The sequence below is a fragment of the Synechococcus sp. NB0720_010 genome, from assembly GCF_023078835.1.
Taxonomy (GTDB): domain Bacteria; phylum Cyanobacteriota; class Cyanobacteriia; order PCC-6307; family Cyanobiaceae; genus Vulcanococcus.
In genome coordinates, this window is the sequence record NZ_CP090898.1 from 241,155 (window position 1) to 257,413 (window position 16,259).

Genomic DNA, 16,259 nt, shown 5'->3' on the forward strand with positions numbered 1-16,259 from the left:
AACAGTGATCTTTGAACGTAGCGAAGCGTCGACCGGGCTTGGCTTCGGAGCCGTTTCAATAAGCTGATCGGCTGCTGAGGCTGCCTGCTCCGTGTCCACCTTTCTGCTTGAGATCGGGACTGAGGAGTTGCCCGCGGATTTTGCGCGCCTGGCGCTGCCGCAGCTGGAGCAGGCGGTGAAGCGTGATCTGAGTGCAGCGCGACTGAGCTACGGCCAGGTTGAGACCACCAGCACTCCCCGTCGCCTGGTGGTCCAGGTGAGTGATCTGTCTGAATCAGCCCCCGATCTGCGCGATGAGCGCAAGGGGCCACCCGCAGCACAGGCGTTCAAAGACGGTGTCCCGACCCAGGCCGCCATAGGTTTCGCCAAGCGCTGCGGTGTTGATCCCGCTGCCCTTGAGGTGCGTGACACCCCCAAGGGTCCCTTTGTCTTTGCGGAAGTCCTGGAAGCCGGGCGCCCCGCCCGTGAGCTCCTGGCGGAGGCCATTCCCCAGTGGATTGCAGCCCTCCAGGGCCGTCGTTTTATGCGTTGGGGCGTGGGAGAAAGCCGCTTTTCCAGGCCCGTGCGTTGGCTAGTGGCGCTGCTGGGATCCGATCTGATCCCCGTCACCCTCTCCGGTAGCGACCCCGTCGTGCAGTCCGGCCAGACCAGCCGTGGCCACCGTCTCTACAGCGACGCTGTGGCGATCCCGTCGGCCGATGCCTACGCCGCTGCCCTGGCCGACGCCGGGGTGGTGGTCAATCGCTCTGATCGGGCGTCATTCATTCGCACCAGCGTTGAACGCAGTGCCGCCGTCTTGGATGCGGTTCCCGATTTACCCAGTGACCTCTTTGAGGAACTGACCGATCTCGTTGAGACCCCCCTGTTGATCGAGGGAAGCGTTGCGGACCATTACCTGGCTCTGCCCGCGGAGGTCTTGAGCACCGTGATGCGTGCCCATCAGCGTTACGTGCCCCTGTATCGCAAGGACGCGGATTCCGACCCCCTGGCCTTGGACGCCCGCAGGAGTTTGCTGGCGCGGTTCCTCTGCATTGGCAATGGCCTTGCCGAGGCCAGCGACACCGTCCGCCGGGGTAACGAACGGGTCCTGAAGGCCCGGCTGGCTGACGCTGAGTTCTTTGTCCAGGCCGACCGCGCCGTCGCCAGCGCTGAGCGGCGCGAGCAGCTCAAGCGGGTGACCTTTGCTGAGGGCCTGGGTTCACTCCTCGATCGCGTTGAGCGGCTCGAGTGGCTCACTGCCCTACTGGCCGAGCAGCTCGAGCTGCCGAACCAGGTGGCCGACCACGCCACCCGCGCGGCTCACCTGTGCAAGCACGATCTCGTCAGCCAGATGGTTGGTGAGTTCCCAGAGCTGCAGGGCGTCATGGGCGGCAAATATCTGCTCGCCGAGGGTGAACCCCGCGAGGTGGCCCTGGCTGTGCTGGAGCACTACCAACCCAAGGGGGCCGGTGATGCCCTGCCGAGTTCGGTGGCAGGTGCTGTGGTGGCCCTCGCGGAGCGCTTTGAACTCCTTCTGAGCATCTACGCCAAGGGTGAGCGTCCCACCGGTTCCTCGGACCCCTATGCCCTGCGCCGGGCTGGCAACGGCATCCTCCAGATCCTTTGGGATCAAGGTTGGAGCCTCAACATCAAGACGCTCCTGGAACGTGCGACGCAGCATTGGGCCAAGCTGCTTCCCCATTTCAAGGTCGATGCATCGGCATTAGCTCAGGAACTCTCCGAGCTCATGGGGCAACGCCTGCAGAGCCTGCTGGAGGAGGCCGCCATTGATTCCGATCTGGTTCAAGCCGTCGCTGGAGAAACGGTTTCTCTCGAGAGGCTCCTGGCCGACCCGGGTGATGCGCGTCAACGGGCTTCTCTCCTCCAGAGCCTGCGCTCTGGCGGCGAGCTCACCGCTGTCCAGGCCGTGGTCACCCGTGCTGCGAAGTTGGCCACCAAAGGGGATCTGCCTCAGACGGTTCTCTCGGCCAGCGCTGTTGTCGATGCAAGCCTCTTTGAGAAGTCCAGCGAAGCCGGGATGCTTTCGGTTTTGAACAGTCTGGAGCCCGTCGCCACCGGCAGTGATCCCGATCGCTACGCCCAACTGGCCCAGGGATTGATCGCTGGTGCGTCGGCCCTTGCGAATTTCTTTGATGGAGAGGACAGCGTGATGGTGATGGCTGAGGACGCATCGATCCGCGCCAATCGCCTCAATCTGTTGGGTGTTCTCAACAACCAGGCATCGGTTCTGGCTGACTTCAGCCGGATCAGTGGCTAACGCTCTGTAACAAGAGGTCTTAGCCTGTTTGCAACAAAGAGGCTGATCCGCTGACGACTTCCATCCGCTCAGCAGAGCTCGACAGGCCACTGAGTCGCGGCGATTTCTCCCTCGCTTCTTTTCGCCAGTCCAGCAACGCCAGAGCGCTCTGGCAGGTCCTCGTGACCGTTCTTCCCATTGCCTGTCTCTGGGCCGTCATTCCCGTTTGCGCGGCTGATCCTGGTTTGCGCTGGCTTTTGGTGCCGGTGCTGCTGGCACTGGTGTTGTTCTCTGCCCGCAGCTTCTCGCTGATGCATGACTGCGGCCATGACACGCTCTGGTCAACGCGATGGTGCAACCGACTGACGGGCTTTGGCTTGGGTTGCTTGAACGCCATTCCGCAGTTCCCCTGGTCCCGGGGTCATGCCTTTCACCACAAGCACAACGGCAATTGGGATGTCTATCGGGGGCCGTCGTCCCTTTTGACGGTGGAGCAGTTTCTCCAGTTGTCCCCTTCTGCCCAGTGGCGCTATCGCCTGATCCGCCACCCCCTGATGCTCTTTCCCGGTGGCTTCTTTTACCTGGTGATCCGTCCCAGGCTTCAGCTACTCCTCGGCTCAGCTGAATTCGCGGGCGCAGCACTGAACAAGGCCATTCGCTTCCCTAGGACGGGACCCTCCGGTTGGAAGCGCTTTGTTCTGGACTTTAAGTCCAGCCACTGGTACACCACAGGTGAATGGATGGACCTGGTCGCCAACAACGTCGTGGTTCTGACCAGTTGGGTTCTCATGGCTTCCTGGTTGGGCCTTGGGCTTTTTCTGAGCTGCTATTCCTTCGTGATGGCCTGCTCAGCGGCCATGTTTATCTGTGTCTTCTTTGTTCAGCACAATTTCCAGGGTTCTTACACCAGTGGAACCTCCGGTTGGAGTTATTTCAAGGGTGCCATTGAAGGCAGCAGCAACCTTGTGCTGCCAGCCATCTTGAACTGGTTCACGGCTGATATTGCTTTTCATTCTGTCCATCACCTTTGTGAACGCATTCCCAATTACAGACTCCGGGACTGCCACCGCTTCCATTCGCATTTACTGCAGAACTGCACCTATCTGACCCTGAAGGACATCCCCCATTGCTTTGACCTCATTCTTTGGGATTCCAAGGCCCTGGAGTTGGTCAGCATTGATCAAGCACTGAGCACCGCCTCGGCTTAAGCACAAAAAAAGGCAGTGGAGTAATCCACTGCCTTTTTTGACCAACCAGGTCCTTATTTGCCGCTCAACGCCGGCTCACGATCGGCTTTGGCTTTGGCCTTCTGGTTCCCGACGCGAATACCACCTTTGATGGTGCTCACGGCCAGCATGGCGTTGACCTCTCCGTCCTCGCGGACGGCGCTGGGAACGGGCTTGTAACCCTGCGGTGCCAGAGCGTTACCGCGGAGAACGGAGCCGAGGGTCAGCAGGGTCAGCTTGAGTTGCTGCCAGGGGTTCATCGCTACCACGCGCTTGTAGAGGTAGCTGTCGAACGTCAGGCGCTGAACGTCCTTGTCGTCGCACATCTCGACGAAGGCTTCACGGGCCGCGTCGTTGCGATAGAAGACGTTCTGGAGAATTTCGAGCACCTTGTAGGTGGCGCCGTACTGGCGATCCCACTTCTTGAGGTACTTCTTGAGGTCGGCTTCAGTCGGAACCCGCTTGCCGCCTTGGCTGGCCTCAACGATCTGCTCGGCGCACATCCGACCACTCTTGGCGGCGAAGTAGATGCCCTCACCGGAGCTCTTGGTCACATAGCCGGCGGCATCACCAACAAGCGCCATCCGGCCGACGACGCGGCGGGGACGGGGGTGCTCAGGAATCGGGTGGGCCTCAACTTTGATGACTTCGCCATTCACCAGACGCTTCTTAGCGCGCTCGCGAATGCCCTCCTGCAGGCTCTTAATCAGCGCCTGGTTTTCCTGCATGGTCCCGGTGCCGACCGCGACGTGGTCGTACTTCGGGAACACCCAGGCGTAGAAGTCGGGAGACACATCCGTGCCCACGTACATCTCGGCCAGGCTCTCGTAGTACTTCATCTCCTCAGCAGGCAGCTTGATGCGCTCCTGGAAGGCGATGGCCACGTTGTAGTCACCAGCATCCATGGCCTTGGCCACGCGGCTGTTGGCACCGTCGGCGCCAATGATCAGGTCCACCTCGAGACTCTTGGTCTCACCAGTGGCCTCACCCTCGCTGTAGTCGGAGTAGGTGAGGGTGTAGGGCCCCTGGCGGTTGGCGCCGGTGTCGATCTTGGTCACCAGACCGTTGACCAAGTTGGCGCCGAGTTCAGCGGCGCGGTCGCGCATGAAGGCATCCATGACCTCCCGGCGGCACATACCGATGTATTCGTTCTCGTTTTCGAGATTGATGTCCACCTCACGGTTGGAGGGGGAGATCATCTTCATGTTGCGGACCTTGCGGTCGATGATCGACTCGGGCAGGTCGAACTCCTCGACCATGCACAGAGGGATGGCCCCACCACAGGGTTTGGCGTTATCCAGCTTCCGCTCGAAGATCCAGGTCTCAATTCCCGCCTTAGCCAGAATTTCAGCAGCACAGGAACCACTCGGGCCGCCGCCCACCACCGCGACTCGCAACATCTTGAAACCCGCTCCGCCAGAAGGATGTTGACGCGAAGCTAACACCGCTTGATAGGCAACCGCTGGCAACTCCAGCGCGAGCTCGTAACATCACATAACCCCAGTTCCAACGGGAGTTCTCGCTTGCCTAGCCCCGGTCGTCAGACCAGCCAGTACCGGGCGGGCGCAAGCAAGGGCGGCGCTGAACCCTCCGGCATGGATGACATTCCTCTCGCCAGGCGCACCCTCTCCCCCAGCCTGCAGCGCAAACGTCGGACTCCCGTTGCCGTAGCCAGCGCCTCTGCAGCACTCGTTCTCGTTGCAGCTGTGGCCTATGCGTTGCGGGCTCCACTGCTGCAACGGTTGGCTCCCGTTCCCGTTGCCGGGCTGAGTGCCCGTCTGAGTTCCGACGGCCGCCTGCTCGGTCACTTCCCCTATCCCGAGGCGGAGGATTCCCAACTGATCAGTATTGGCCCAGGCGTGGCACTCAATGCCCAGGCGGCCGAGGCTCTGCGTCAGATGCGCCGCGCTGCTGATGCCGAGGGTGTGGACCTGCGGGTGCTCAGTGCCTTCCGCTCGATCTCCCTTCAAAAGCAGATCTTTTTTGAAGTCAAATCAGAGCGCAATCAAAGTGCTCGGGAACGAGCGCAGGTCAGTGCACCGCCCGGATTCTCTGAGCACAGCACGGGCTACGCCGTTGACTTTGGCGATGGTCGACGCCCCGAGACCCATCTTTCCCAAAGTTTCGATCGCACCGAGTCCTTTGCCTGGCTTGAGCGCAACGCCAATCGCTTTCATTTCGTCCTCTCCTTTCCGAAGGACAACCGTCAGGGCGTGAGCTACGAGCCCTGGCACTGGCGTTTTGAGGGATCCGCCGATGCGCTGAAGACCTTCGATGCCGCCGGCCGCTTCTCGGAGTAATCCATGGAACTGATGCATGGCTGAGGCCCCATTGCCGGAATTGCTGGCGCCGGCGGGTTGCTGGGAATCCCTCAAAGCGGCCGCCGTCAACGGTGCTGACGCGGTTTATTTCGGGGTCGAGACCTTCAACGCACGCCTGCGGGCCGAAAATTTCAAGGCGTCTGATCTCCCCGAGGTGATGGATTGGCTCCATCGCCGCGGCCTGAAGGGTTTCCTGACCTTCAACGTCTTGGTCTTCACCGACGAGCTCAGCCGAGCGGCGGAGTTACTGCTGGCCGCTGACGCTGCCGGAGTCGACGCTCTCATCGTCCAGGACATTGGCCTTGCCGCATTGGCCCAGCAGCTCACCCCGGAGCTGGCCATCCACGGCTCGACCCAGATGTCCATCACCAGCGCTGCCGGTGTGGCCATGGCCCAAGAGTTGGGCTGCCAGCGCGTGGTCCTGGCGAGGGAGTTGAGCCTCAAGGATCTGCAGCGGATTCAGCAGCAGCTGGTGAAGCGTCAGCTGGAGATGCCCCTTGAGGTCTTCGTTCACGGCGCCCTTTGTGTGGCCTATTCCGGCCAGTGCCTCACCAGTGAGGCCCTTGGCCAGCGCAGTGCCAACCGCGGCGAATGCGCCCAGGCCTGCCGGCTTCCCTATGAACTGATTGTTGATGGAGAAGAGCTGGACCTCGGCGAGCAGCGCTATCTGCTCTCACCCCAGGACCTAGCCGCCTGGGATCTGTTGCCGGAGCTGGTGGATGCCGGCGTGGCCAGCTTGAAGATCGAGGGCAGGCTCAAAGACCCCACCTATGTGGCCGCGGTCACCGACGCCTACCGCCAGGGTCTCGACCAGCTCTTTGGTGAGCGCACGCCTTTGGAGCAGTTAGAGCAGCGGGAGCTCCGGCGAAACCTGGAGTTGAGTTTCTCGCGCGGGCTCAGCACCGGTTGGCTCGCAGGCATTGATCACCGTCAGCTGGTCCATGGCCGCTGGAGCAAAAAGCGCGGCCCCTGGCTTGGGCGCTTGGAGCGTGTTGATGGGGACTGGCTGCTCTTCAAGGGCCGTCTGGATTGCAAAGCCGGTGACGGACTCGTGCTGGAGGTCCCCCATTCCGATCCCCTGTTGCCCCCTAAGGAAGTCGGGGGACGGGTGATGGCGATCGAGCCCAGGCCGAAGGGGGGATGCGCCGTGCGACTGGGTCCCAGGCGTGTTGATTTGCGTGGCTTGCGCCGGGGCAGTCCCTGCTGGCTGACGAGCGACCCCCAGCGGGAGAGCCGCTTTCAGCGCATGGCCGAGCGCTCCCTGGAGGAGCAGCGGCGCCCTTTGGTGTTGAAGGCCTCGGGCTCGTGCGGGACCGCCCTTCGGCTTGAGGTCGTGAGGGCGGCCGGTCTGTCGATCGAGGGATGCTTCGTTCTCAGTGAGCAGCCCCTCGCGCCTGCGCAGGGTCAAGCCTTAAACCGTGAACGCCTGGAGCAGCAACTCGGACGACTTGGCGGCACCCCTTGGCGTCTAGAGCAGCTGGAGCTGGAGCTTGAACCGGATCTCTTTCTTCCGCTTGCCCAGTTGAACCAACTGAGACGGCAACTGGTGGATCAGCTCGCACAGCAGGCCACTCCAGTCCCCCCAACGATCCGGGAGCCGCGCCCAGCGGCTGACCTCCTGGAGGCCTTGATTCCTCCCATTGCTGAGGCCGAACGGCTGGAGCCCCAGTTGAGCGTTCTGGTGCGTGACCTCGACCAGCTCGATGCCCTGAAGGATCTTCCAGTCGATCGGGTGATCGTTGATCTTGAGCATCCTGCGCACCTGCGGGAGGCCGTCAAACGCGGCAAGGGGTATTGGCCCGGCGGCCTCTGGTTGGCGGGTCAGCGGATCTGCAGGCCCGATGAGTCCTGGAGTCTGGAACCGCTGATTCGCGCTGAGCCGGACGGCTATTTGGTTCGGAATGTGGATCAGCTTGAGCGGCTCACGCCCCTGGCCCCCTGCCAGGGCGATTTCTCCTTGAACGTCGCCAACCCCATCACTGCCCGCTGGTTGATTGACCGCTGGGGCCTGGAACGGCTGACGGCGAGCTACGACCTGGCGTTGGATCAGCTGTTGGCCCTTGTCAGGACCTGTCCTCGCGAGGCCCTCGAGCTGACCCTGCACCAGCACATGCCGCTCTTTCATATGGAGCACTGCCTGTTTTGTGCCTTCCTCTCTGAGGGGCACGACCACACCGACTGCGGCCGTCCCTGTGAGCAGCATCAGGTTCTCCTGCGGGACCGCAGCGGCGCAGAGCATCCCCTGCGCGCTGATCTGGGTTGCCGCAATACCTTGTTCAATGCCCGTGCGCAGACCGCCGCTGAGGCCATTCCCCAATTCCTGGAGGCTGGCGTTCGCCACTTCAGGCTCGAACTGCTGCAGGAAACCGCCGCGGATACCCAGCGCCGTGTCGCCCTCTACCGCCAGGCCCTCAACGGAGAGATCAGCGGGCAGCTGGTCTGGCAGAGCGAACAGTTGGAAAGCCGCCTGGGGGTGACCCGCGGAACCCTGTCCGAGCGCCACTAGAACGGTTTGTTGCTGGGATAGATTGCGTTAACGCACCGAAGGGTTCTTTGGTTTTGGTGTGTGGTCGTTCGTCACGAACGCTCCAGACACATCAGCCACGCTGCAAGAGATACCGGCTTTGTTCGATCAGGTTTATTCCTGCGACGTTGCCCATGGGTTTCAGCCACCGTTCCCAAGCCAACGCCTGCTCTTGAGTTGAGCGTTGCGGCCGTTAGCTGCGGCGTGCTCCAGCCAGACCATCCCTGACCTCCTCCCTCGAGCCCCATCCATGAGCGGCGAGCATCCCGGAACACCGATCCGCAATATCGCGATCATTGCCCACGTCGACCACGGCAAAACCACCCTGGTGGATGCCCTGCTGGCCCAGTCGGGCATCTTCCGCGACAACGAGGCCGTCCCCACCTGCGTGATGGACTCCAACGACCTGGAGCGTGAGCGGGGTATCACGATCCTCTCCAAGAACACTGCGGTGGACTTCGAAGGGATCCGGATCAACATCGTTGACACCCCTGGTCACGCTGACTTCGGTGGCGAAGTGGAGCGCGTGCTCGGCATGGTCGACGGCTGTCTGTTGATCGTGGACGCCAACGAGGGGCCGATGCCCCAGACCCGTTTCGTGCTGAAGAAGGCGCTCGAGAAGGGCCTGCGTCCGATCGTTTTCGTCAACAAGATCGACCGCGCCCGCGTTGATCCTGAGCAGGCCGTCGACAAGGTTCTGGATCTGTTCTTGGAGCTGGGTGCCGACGACGATCAGTGCGACTTTCCCTACCTCTTTGGTAGTGGCATGGGTGGCTACGCCAAGCCCGACATGGCCACGGAGAGCGACAACATGCGTCCGCTCTTCGATGCCATCCTTCGCCACGTTCCGCCCCCGGTTGGCGACCCCGAGAAGCCCCTGCAGCTTCAGGTCACAACACTCGACTACAGCGATTTCCTCGGCCGAATCATGATCGGCCGGATTCACAACGGCACGATCAAGGGCAACCAGCCGGTCGCACTGTTGCGTGACGACGGCAGCGTCAAGCGCGGCCGCATCAGCAAGTTGCTCGGCTTCCAGGGCCTTCAGCGCGTTGAGATTGAACAGGCTCGCGCCGGTGACCTGGTGGCCGTCTGCGGCTTTGACGAGGTCAACATCGGCGAAACCATTGCCTGCCCTGACGAGCCCAAGGCGCTGCCCCTGATCAAGGTGGACGAGCCGACCCTGCAGATGACCTTTGTGGTCAACGACTCGCCCTTCGCGGGCAAGGAGGGCAAGTTCGTCACCAGCCGTCAGGTGCGTGACCGTCTGAATAAAGAGCTGCTGACCAACGTCGCCCTGCGGGTTGAGGACACCGACTCCCCCGATCGCTGGGCCGTCAGTGGCCGCGGTGAGCTGCACCTGGGCATCCTGATCGAGACCATGCGCCGTGAGGGCTATGAGTTCCAGGTCTCCCAGCCTCAGGTGATCTTCCGCACCATCGATGGCACCCCTTCGGAGCCCTTCGAAACCCTGGTGCTGGATGTGCCCGAGGAATCGGTGGGTGCCTGCATCGAGAAGCTCGGCGTCCGCAAGGCCGAGATGCAGAACATGGAGAACACCAACGACGGCCGCACCCAGCTGGAGTTCGTGGTGCCCTCCCGAGGCCTGATCGGCTTCCGTGGTGACTTCATCCGCGCCACCCGCGGCGAGGGGATCATGAGCCACTCCTTCCTCGACTACCGCCCGATGCAGGGCGATTTCGACACCCGTCGCAACGGCGTGTTGATCGCCTTCGAGGAAGGGACCGCGACCTTCTATGCCCTGAAGAACGCCGAGGACCGCGGTCAGTTCTTCATCACCCCTGGCACGAAGGTTTACAAGGGCATGCTCGTGGGCGAAAACAACCGTCCCCAAGACCTCGAGCTCAACGTCTGCAAGACCAAGCAGCTCACCAACATGCGCTCGGCCGGTGCAGAGGAACTCGATACCCTCCAAGCCCCGATGCAGATGACCCTGGAGCGGGCGCTGGAGTACATCGGTCCCGATGAAATGCTCGAGGTCACCCCTGAGTCGATTCGCCTGCGCAAACTGCCCGCGAAGAAGCCCGCAAAACGTTGAATCAGCCCCTCGACCCTGAGGAAACCAGCCTGACGCGCGATCCCCGTTTTGGGGAGGCCGTCAGGCTTTTCAATGCGGGTGAGTGGTACGCCTGCCACGACGGCTTTGAGGAGCTCTGGCATGAGACCCAGGGACCTTGCCGCCGCACGCTGCAGGGGATCCTCCAGATTGCGGTTGCCCACCACCATCTCGACCGCGGCAATCAACGCGGTGCCATGGTTCTCCTGGGCGAAGGCCTCGGCCGTCTACAGGGGGCAGGGCCGAACCAGTTCGAGCTGGCCCTCGACCCCCTGAGGCAGGTTGCCCGTGAACGCCTCTTGGCCCTGCACGAGAACCGCTCGCTTGAGGGCATCCCCTTGCCCGAACTCACACCCATTGATGCCGATTCCTGAAGGAACGCAGCGGTGCTCGGCGATAAGATGGATGTCACCGCGTTGCTGGAGTGGGTTTGGCCGCAGATCGCAGCACTGCCCGTCTCTGGTGCAGTGCCCTCGCTAGTCGCGCGGCAAGCCTTGGACTCTTGATCGGCGTCTGCGCCCCAGGTTGGGCTCAGCAGACCGTTCCGGCGGCTGAAGTCATCAGCGTTGAAGAGGTCGTCAGCGCAGAAGCGGGCGATGGTTCTGCTCCCATTCCCACCAAGCCCCTGCGGTTGAACACCGGCCTGGTGACGATTGAGTCGGACCAACAGCAAGCGGATCAACAGACCGGTGTGATCACCGCCAGTGGCAACGTCCGCATCGTCTATCCAGATGAGCGGGTCGTGGCCACCGCCCGCCAAGCTCAGTACTTCAGCAATGAGGGCCGGGTTGTCCTCAGTGGTGACGTCGACATCCTTCAGGACGGCGGCAATTGGCTGCGTGCTGAACAGGTGATTTACCTGGTGGACAGCGAGCGCATGCAGGCCATCCCAGCACGCGGTCAGCAGGTTTTTAGCCGTGTCGCTCTCCAGACCCTCCCCAGCTCGGGCCCCGCGAAGCCATGAGCCTGGTCCTTGATCGCGTCGCCTTGACCATTGGCGGCCGACCTTTGGTGAAAGAGGTCAGCCTCAACCTCAATCCTGGAGAGGTGGTCGGGTTACTGGGCCCCAACGGAGCAGGTAAGACCACCACCTTCAATCTGGTGACCGGTCTGCTGCGCCCTGATTCAGGGGCCGTGACGATGGATGAGACCTGTGTTGCCGACTTCTCTATGCCGGAGCGTGCCCGCTTGGGCATCGGCTACCTCCCCCAGGAAGCAAGTGTCTTCCGCAGCCTGAGCGTCCAGGACAACCTGATGTTGGCCCTCCAGGAAAGTGGAGCCCCCAAGGAACAGCGCCGTGATCGGGTCGAGCAATTGGTGCAGGATTTCCACCTGAAGCCCTTTCAGCACCGCCTCGGTTATCAGCTCTCAGGCGGTGAACGCCGGCGCTGCGAAGTGGCCCGTGCCCTGGCGGTCGGCGAAAGCGGACCCCGCTATCTGCTGCTGGATGAACCGTTTGCAGGTGTCGATCCCCTGGCCGTTGCCGACCTTCAGACCTTGATCGCCGGACTGCGGGATCGAGGCATGGGGGTGTTGATCACGGATCACAACGTTCGTGAGACCCTGTCGATCACCGACCGCGCCTACATCCTGACGGAGGGAAGCATCTTGGCCAGTGGCCCCTCCCGTGAGATGGCGAATGACCCCCTGGTGCGTCGCCACTACCTAGGGGAGGACTTCCGGCTGTGACGATCGCACCGACCTGGACCGAGCCCCTGCGCCGCCAGTCTCAAAAGCTCCAACGCCAGTGGAGAACCCTGCCTCTGCTGGATCGCTGGCTGTTTGCCGAGATGCTCGGCCCACTGCTCTTCGGCATCGCCGCCTTCACGGCCGTCTCCCTCTCGGTGGGTGTCGTCTTTGAGTTGGTCCGCAAGGTGGCCGAGGCAGGCCTGCCGCTCTGGGCCGCTGGCAAGGTCCTCGCCCTGCGCATGCCCGGCTTCTTGGTGCTGTCCTTCCCGATGGCCACCCTGATGGCCACCCTGTTGGCCTTTAGTCGCCTCTCGGGCAGTAGCGAACTCACGGCCCTGCGCAGCATCGGCGTGAAGACCTGGCGCATGGTCGTCCCCGCCCTAGTGCTGGCGGCCCTGATGACGCTCCTGACCTTCATGTTCAACGACGTCATTGTTCCAAGCGCCAACTATTCGGCCTCCAACGTTCTCGATAGCGCCCTCGGTCGCGCCCTCTCCGCCCAGACCGGAAAAAACGTTGTCTATTCGCGCTTTGGCCGCATTACTCCCAAGGAGCCCGGTGGCAATGCCGGAGAGGGACTGACCCAGCTCTTCTATGCCAAGGAGTTCAAAAACGGTGAGATGCAGGGCGTCACCCTGCTCGATTTCTCCCGTGAGGATCAGCAGCAGGTTTTGACCGCCAACACTGCGGTCTGGGACGAGAACAGGGCGATGTGGGAGTTCCGCAATGGCCGAATTCTGAACATCGATGCGGCCAATAACTTCACCACCTCAGCCAACTACACCAGTTACTACTACCCCTTCACCCGGGCTCCCCAGGATGTGGGCATGCTGCCCAGTGATGCGGCCCAGATGACCGTGGCCCAGGCTCGCCGCGCCGAGGCACTGCTGGTTCAAGCCGGTGATCAAAAGGAAGCCCGGAGGCTTCGGGTGCGGATCCAGGAGAAATTTGCCTTCCCGGCCATCTGCCTGGTCTTTGGCTTGATCGGCAGCAGCCTTGGGGTTCGCCCCAATTCCCGCACCAGCCGCAGTCAGGGCTTCGGCATCAGCGTTTTGCTGATCTTTGGCTACTACCTGATGTCGTTCATCTTCAGCTCCCTCGGCATCAAGGGAACCCTCTACCCCTTCTTTGCCGCTTGGTTGCCGGTTTTGATTGGCCTTGGTGGCGGTCTTGTGCTGCTTCGCAAGGCCAGCCGCTGACCTTGCCTTTGGCGCGGCAGACTGTTCGCCATCTTTGATCTCGTCAGCGGTTTCGTGACCGATCCGGTTCTTGCGCTTGGTCTTGCTGCCTTTGCGCTGCTGCTCCTGGCCCTTCCCCTGTCCTTTTGGAGCGTCAGTGGCGGAGGCCAGGGCAGCACCGTGGTTCGCCTCCTGGTGGCGACGGCCAACTTGGCTCTGACAGCGCAACTGGTGCTGCGCTGGTGGCAGTCCGGCCACTTTCCGATCAGCAACCTCTACGAGTCCCTTTGTTTCCTGGCCTGGGCTTGCACCTTGACCCAGTTGCTGGTGGAGCGGACCTATCGCTCACCGCTCGTGGCGGCGTCCGCTACACCCATGGGTCTGGGCTGCGTGGCCTTCGCCTCCTTCGCCCTGCCGGATCAACTGCAGCAGGCCGCCCCACTGGTGCCCGCCCTGCGCTCCAGCTGGCTGGTGATGCACGTCAGCGTGATCATGGTGAGTTACGCAGCCCTGTTGGTCGGCTCTTTGCTCTCGATGGCGGTGCTTTTTACCGATCGCGGGCAGGCCTTGGAACTTCGCAGCAGCTCCATCGGCAGTGGCGGCTTCCGCCAGGCCAGCCTTGCCGCCGACGGAGCCCCGGTTGATCTCTCATTGAGCAGCGCCTCTCTCTCCCTCAGTGAGCAGCTCGACAGCCTGAGCTATCGCACGATCACCGTTGGCTTTCTGTTGCTCTCCGTTGGCATCGTCAGCGGTGCGGTCTGGGCCAACGAGGCCTGGGGCAGCTGGTGGAGCTGGGATCCCAAGGAAACCTGGGCCTTGATCTGCTGGCTTGTCTATGCCGCCTACCTTCACACCCGCCTGAGCCGTGGTTGGCAGGGACGCCGTCCTGCTTTGGTTGCTGTGGCTGGCTTTGTGGTGATCTGCGTTTGCTACATCGGTGTGAATCTGCTGGGCATCGGCCTGCACAGCTACGGCTGGTTCTTCAGCTAAACCAGCACATCGCTGCTGCACCTTGGGCCACAAAAAAAGCCCCGGCTAAGCCGGGGCTTTTTCGTGCCATGGATTGGCTGGCTCAGGGGCGCTTGCTGTTGCGGATGCCGGTCATGGCATCGGCGTAGCTGGGCTGGTTGAACACGCCGGAGCCACTGACGATGGCGTTGGCACCGGCTTCGATCACCTTCCAGGCGTTCTCGGCCTTGATACCGCCATCCACTTCGATCCAGGGATCCAGGCCCTTTTCGTCGCACATCCGGCGCAGGTCACGGATCTTCTGCACCTGGCTCTCGATGAAGCTTTGACCGCCGAAACCAGGGTTGACGCTCATGATCAGCACCAGATCACAGAGCTCAAGGCAGTACTCGAGGGTGTCGATCGGGGTGCCGGGGTTGAGCACCGCACCGGCCATTTTGCCGAGATCTTTGATCTGGGCGAGGTTGCGATGCAGATGGGTGCAGGCCTCGACTTGCACGGAAATGATGTCTGCACCGGCCTTTGCGAAGTCGGGGACGTACTTCTCCGGCTCGACGATCATCAGGTGAACGTCCAGGGGCTTCTTGGTCACCGGGCGCAGGGCCTCGACGATCATGGGGCCGATGGTGATGTTGGGGACAAAGCGTCCATCCATCACATCCACGTGAATCCAGTCGGCACCGGCTTCATCCACCGCGCGCACGTCCTCCCCAAGCCGGGAAAAATCCGCGGACAGAATCGAGGGGGAGATCACCAGGGACTTGGTGCTCATGGGGCGCAACCGCGGCTGAACAGGGGCTGATTGTAGGAATCGCCATCACCCCTCTTTTTCAAAGGCTGCATCGGCTCGGCGCGCCGTGAAGCACTGATACAGTGAGCGGCGCTAAAAGCCCGAGAGGCCCTGCTGGCGCTGGACTTCCACTCATTGACTGGTTCTCACGGCCGTCAATGCAGGTCTCCAGAGCCCCAGAGCCCTTTCAGCGCTTCAACCCTTCCCATCGCCGGACCGCCGTGGATCGCACCCTGATTCAAGAAATTCTCGAGGTTGTTGAGCAGGCAGGCATTGCTTCCGCCAAGCTCACCGGCATGGGCCTGAAGAACGAGGCCGACGCAGCCGCCGTGGAGGCGATGCGTGAGCGCATGTACAAGATCCAGATGCAGGGCCGCATCGTGATCGGCGAGGGCGAGCGCGACGAAGCCCCCATGCTGTACATCGGTGAGGAAGTCGGCAGCGGCACCGGCCCTGGCGTGGACTTCGCTGTGGACCCCTGCGAAGGCACCAACCTCTGTGCCAACAGCCAGCGTGGCTCGATGGCCGTTTTGGCTGCCTCTGACCGCGGCGGTCTCTTCAATGCCCCCGACTTCTACATGAAGAAGCTGGCTGCACCCCCGGCAGCAAAGGGCAAGGTCGACATCAACAAGTCGGCCACCGAGAACATCAAGATCCTGAGCGAGTGCCTGGGCCTTCCCGCTGAAGAGCTGGTCATCGTGGTGATGGACCGCGCTCGTCACAAGGACCTGATCAAGGAGATCCGCGCCACCGGCGCCCGCGTCCAGCCCATCTCTGATGGCGACGTGCAGGCTGCCATCGCCTGTGGTTTCGCAGGCACCGGTACCCACTGTCTGATGGGTATTGGCGCTGCTCCTGAGGGTGTGATTTCCGCAGCCGCCCTGCGCGCCCTGGGCGGTCACTTCCAGGGACAACTGGTGTACGACCCCGCCGTCGCTCAGACCTCCGAGTGGGAAGGCCTGACCAAGGAAGGCAACCTGGCCCGCCTGGCCGAGATGGGTATCACCGATCCCGACCGCGTCTACGAAGCCAACGAACTGGCCTGCGGCGAGAACGTGGTGTTCGCTGCCACCGGCATCACCGATGGTCTGCTCTTCGACGGCGTGAAGTTCGAGAAGGACTGCACCCGCACCAGCTCCCTGGTGATCAGCACCCTGGACAACACCGCCCGTTTCACCACCACGGTCCACATCAAGGACGGAGCCCAGAGCATCGCTCTGCGCTGATCGCCCGATCAGCTCGAGCCGGG

Annotated in this window: 13 protein-coding genes; 11 read left to right on the forward strand and 2 right to left on the reverse strand. The window is 62.3% G+C overall.

All coding sequences use genetic code 11. The features are described 5' to 3' along the window. Window positions 1–91: 91 nt before the first annotated feature. On the forward strand, window positions 92–2,257 hold the full coding sequence (gene glyS, locus LY254_RS01305; RefSeq protein ID WP_247478319.1) for a glycine--tRNA ligase subunit beta: 2,166 nt from the start codon (window positions 92–94) through the stop codon (window positions 2,255–2,257). Between the two features lie 161 nt (window positions 2,258–2,418). After that, window positions 2,419–3,444, forward strand: coding sequence for a fatty acid desaturase (locus tag LY254_RS01310; RefSeq protein ID WP_247478320.1), 1,026 nt, complete (start codon window positions 2,419–2,421; stop codon window positions 3,442–3,444). 53 nt (window positions 3,445–3,497) lie between these two features. Here the strand turns inward: LY254_RS01310 and chlP are convergent, their stop codons facing one another. Further along, a complete protein-coding gene (gene chlP, locus LY254_RS01315; protein WP_247478322.1) occupies window positions 3,498–4,862 on the reverse strand; it encodes a geranylgeranyl reductase in 1,365 nt (454 codons plus the stop codon). Between the two features lie 195 nt (window positions 4,863–5,057). On the opposite strand from chlP, the gene LY254_RS01320 reads away from it, so the two are divergent. The 8 genes from LY254_RS01320 (at window position 5,058) to ccsB (ending at window position 14,241) form a co-directional block, all read left to right on the forward strand. Continuing rightward, a complete protein-coding gene (locus LY254_RS01320) occupies window positions 5,058–5,762 on the forward strand; it encodes a D-alanyl-D-alanine carboxypeptidase family protein (RefSeq protein WP_247478325.1) in 705 nt (234 codons plus the stop codon). 16 nt (window positions 5,763–5,778) lie between these two features. Next, window positions 5,779–8,289 carry a U32 family peptidase gene (locus LY254_RS01325; protein ID WP_247478335.1) on the forward strand — a complete coding sequence of 837 codons (2,511 nt, stop codon included), beginning with the start codon at window positions 5,779–5,781 and terminating at the stop codon, window positions 8,287–8,289. A gap of 268 nt (window positions 8,290–8,557) precedes the next feature. Continuing rightward, on the forward strand, window positions 8,558–10,366 hold the full coding sequence (gene typA / locus LY254_RS01330; RefSeq protein WP_247478336.1) for a translational GTPase TypA: 1,809 nt from the start codon (window positions 8,558–8,560) through the stop codon (window positions 10,364–10,366). Further along, on the forward strand, window positions 10,363–10,758 hold the full coding sequence (locus tag LY254_RS01335; protein WP_247478337.1) for a DUF309 domain-containing protein: 396 nt from the start codon (window positions 10,363–10,365) through the stop codon (window positions 10,756–10,758). The genes typA and LY254_RS01335 overlap by 4 nt, the downstream gene beginning before the upstream one ends. Window positions 10,759–10,808: 50 nt before the next feature. After that, on the forward strand, window positions 10,809–11,348 hold the full coding sequence (locus LY254_RS01340; protein WP_247478338.1) for a hypothetical protein: 540 nt from the start codon (window positions 10,809–10,811) through the stop codon (window positions 11,346–11,348). Beyond that, complete coding sequence (gene lptB / locus LY254_RS01345; protein ID WP_010316925.1) at window positions 11,345–12,073, forward strand: LPS export ABC transporter ATP-binding protein; 729 nt, start codon at window positions 11,345–11,347, stop codon at window positions 12,071–12,073. Before LY254_RS01340 ends, lptB begins: the two co-directional genes overlap by 4 nt. Then, window positions 12,070–13,272 (forward strand): LptF/LptG family permease, encoded by a 1,203-nt coding sequence (locus LY254_RS01350; RefSeq protein WP_247478339.1) that lies wholly within the window; start codon window positions 12,070–12,072, stop codon window positions 13,270–13,272. The genes lptB and LY254_RS01350 overlap by 4 nt, the downstream gene beginning before the upstream one ends. Before the next feature lie 54 nt (window positions 13,273–13,326). Next, window positions 13,327–14,241, forward strand: a complete 915-nt coding sequence (gene ccsB, locus LY254_RS01355; protein ID WP_371820483.1) for a c-type cytochrome biogenesis protein CcsB — start codon at window positions 13,327–13,329, stop codon at window positions 14,239–14,241. 82 nt (window positions 14,242–14,323) lie between these two features. On the opposite strand, the gene rpe is transcribed toward ccsB, so the two are convergent. Continuing rightward, a complete protein-coding gene (rpe, locus tag LY254_RS01360; protein WP_010316929.1) occupies window positions 14,324–14,992 on the reverse strand; it encodes a ribulose-phosphate 3-epimerase in 669 nt (222 codons plus the stop codon). A gap of 239 nt (window positions 14,993–15,231) precedes the next feature. Here rpe and glpX point away from each other — a divergent pair, with 239 nt between their 5' ends. Next, on the forward strand, window positions 15,232–16,236 hold the full coding sequence (glpX, locus tag LY254_RS01365) for a class II fructose-bisphosphatase (RefSeq protein ID WP_010316931.1): 1,005 nt from the start codon (window positions 15,232–15,234) through the stop codon (window positions 16,234–16,236). The last annotated feature ends 23 nt before the right edge of the window (window positions 16,237–16,259 follow it).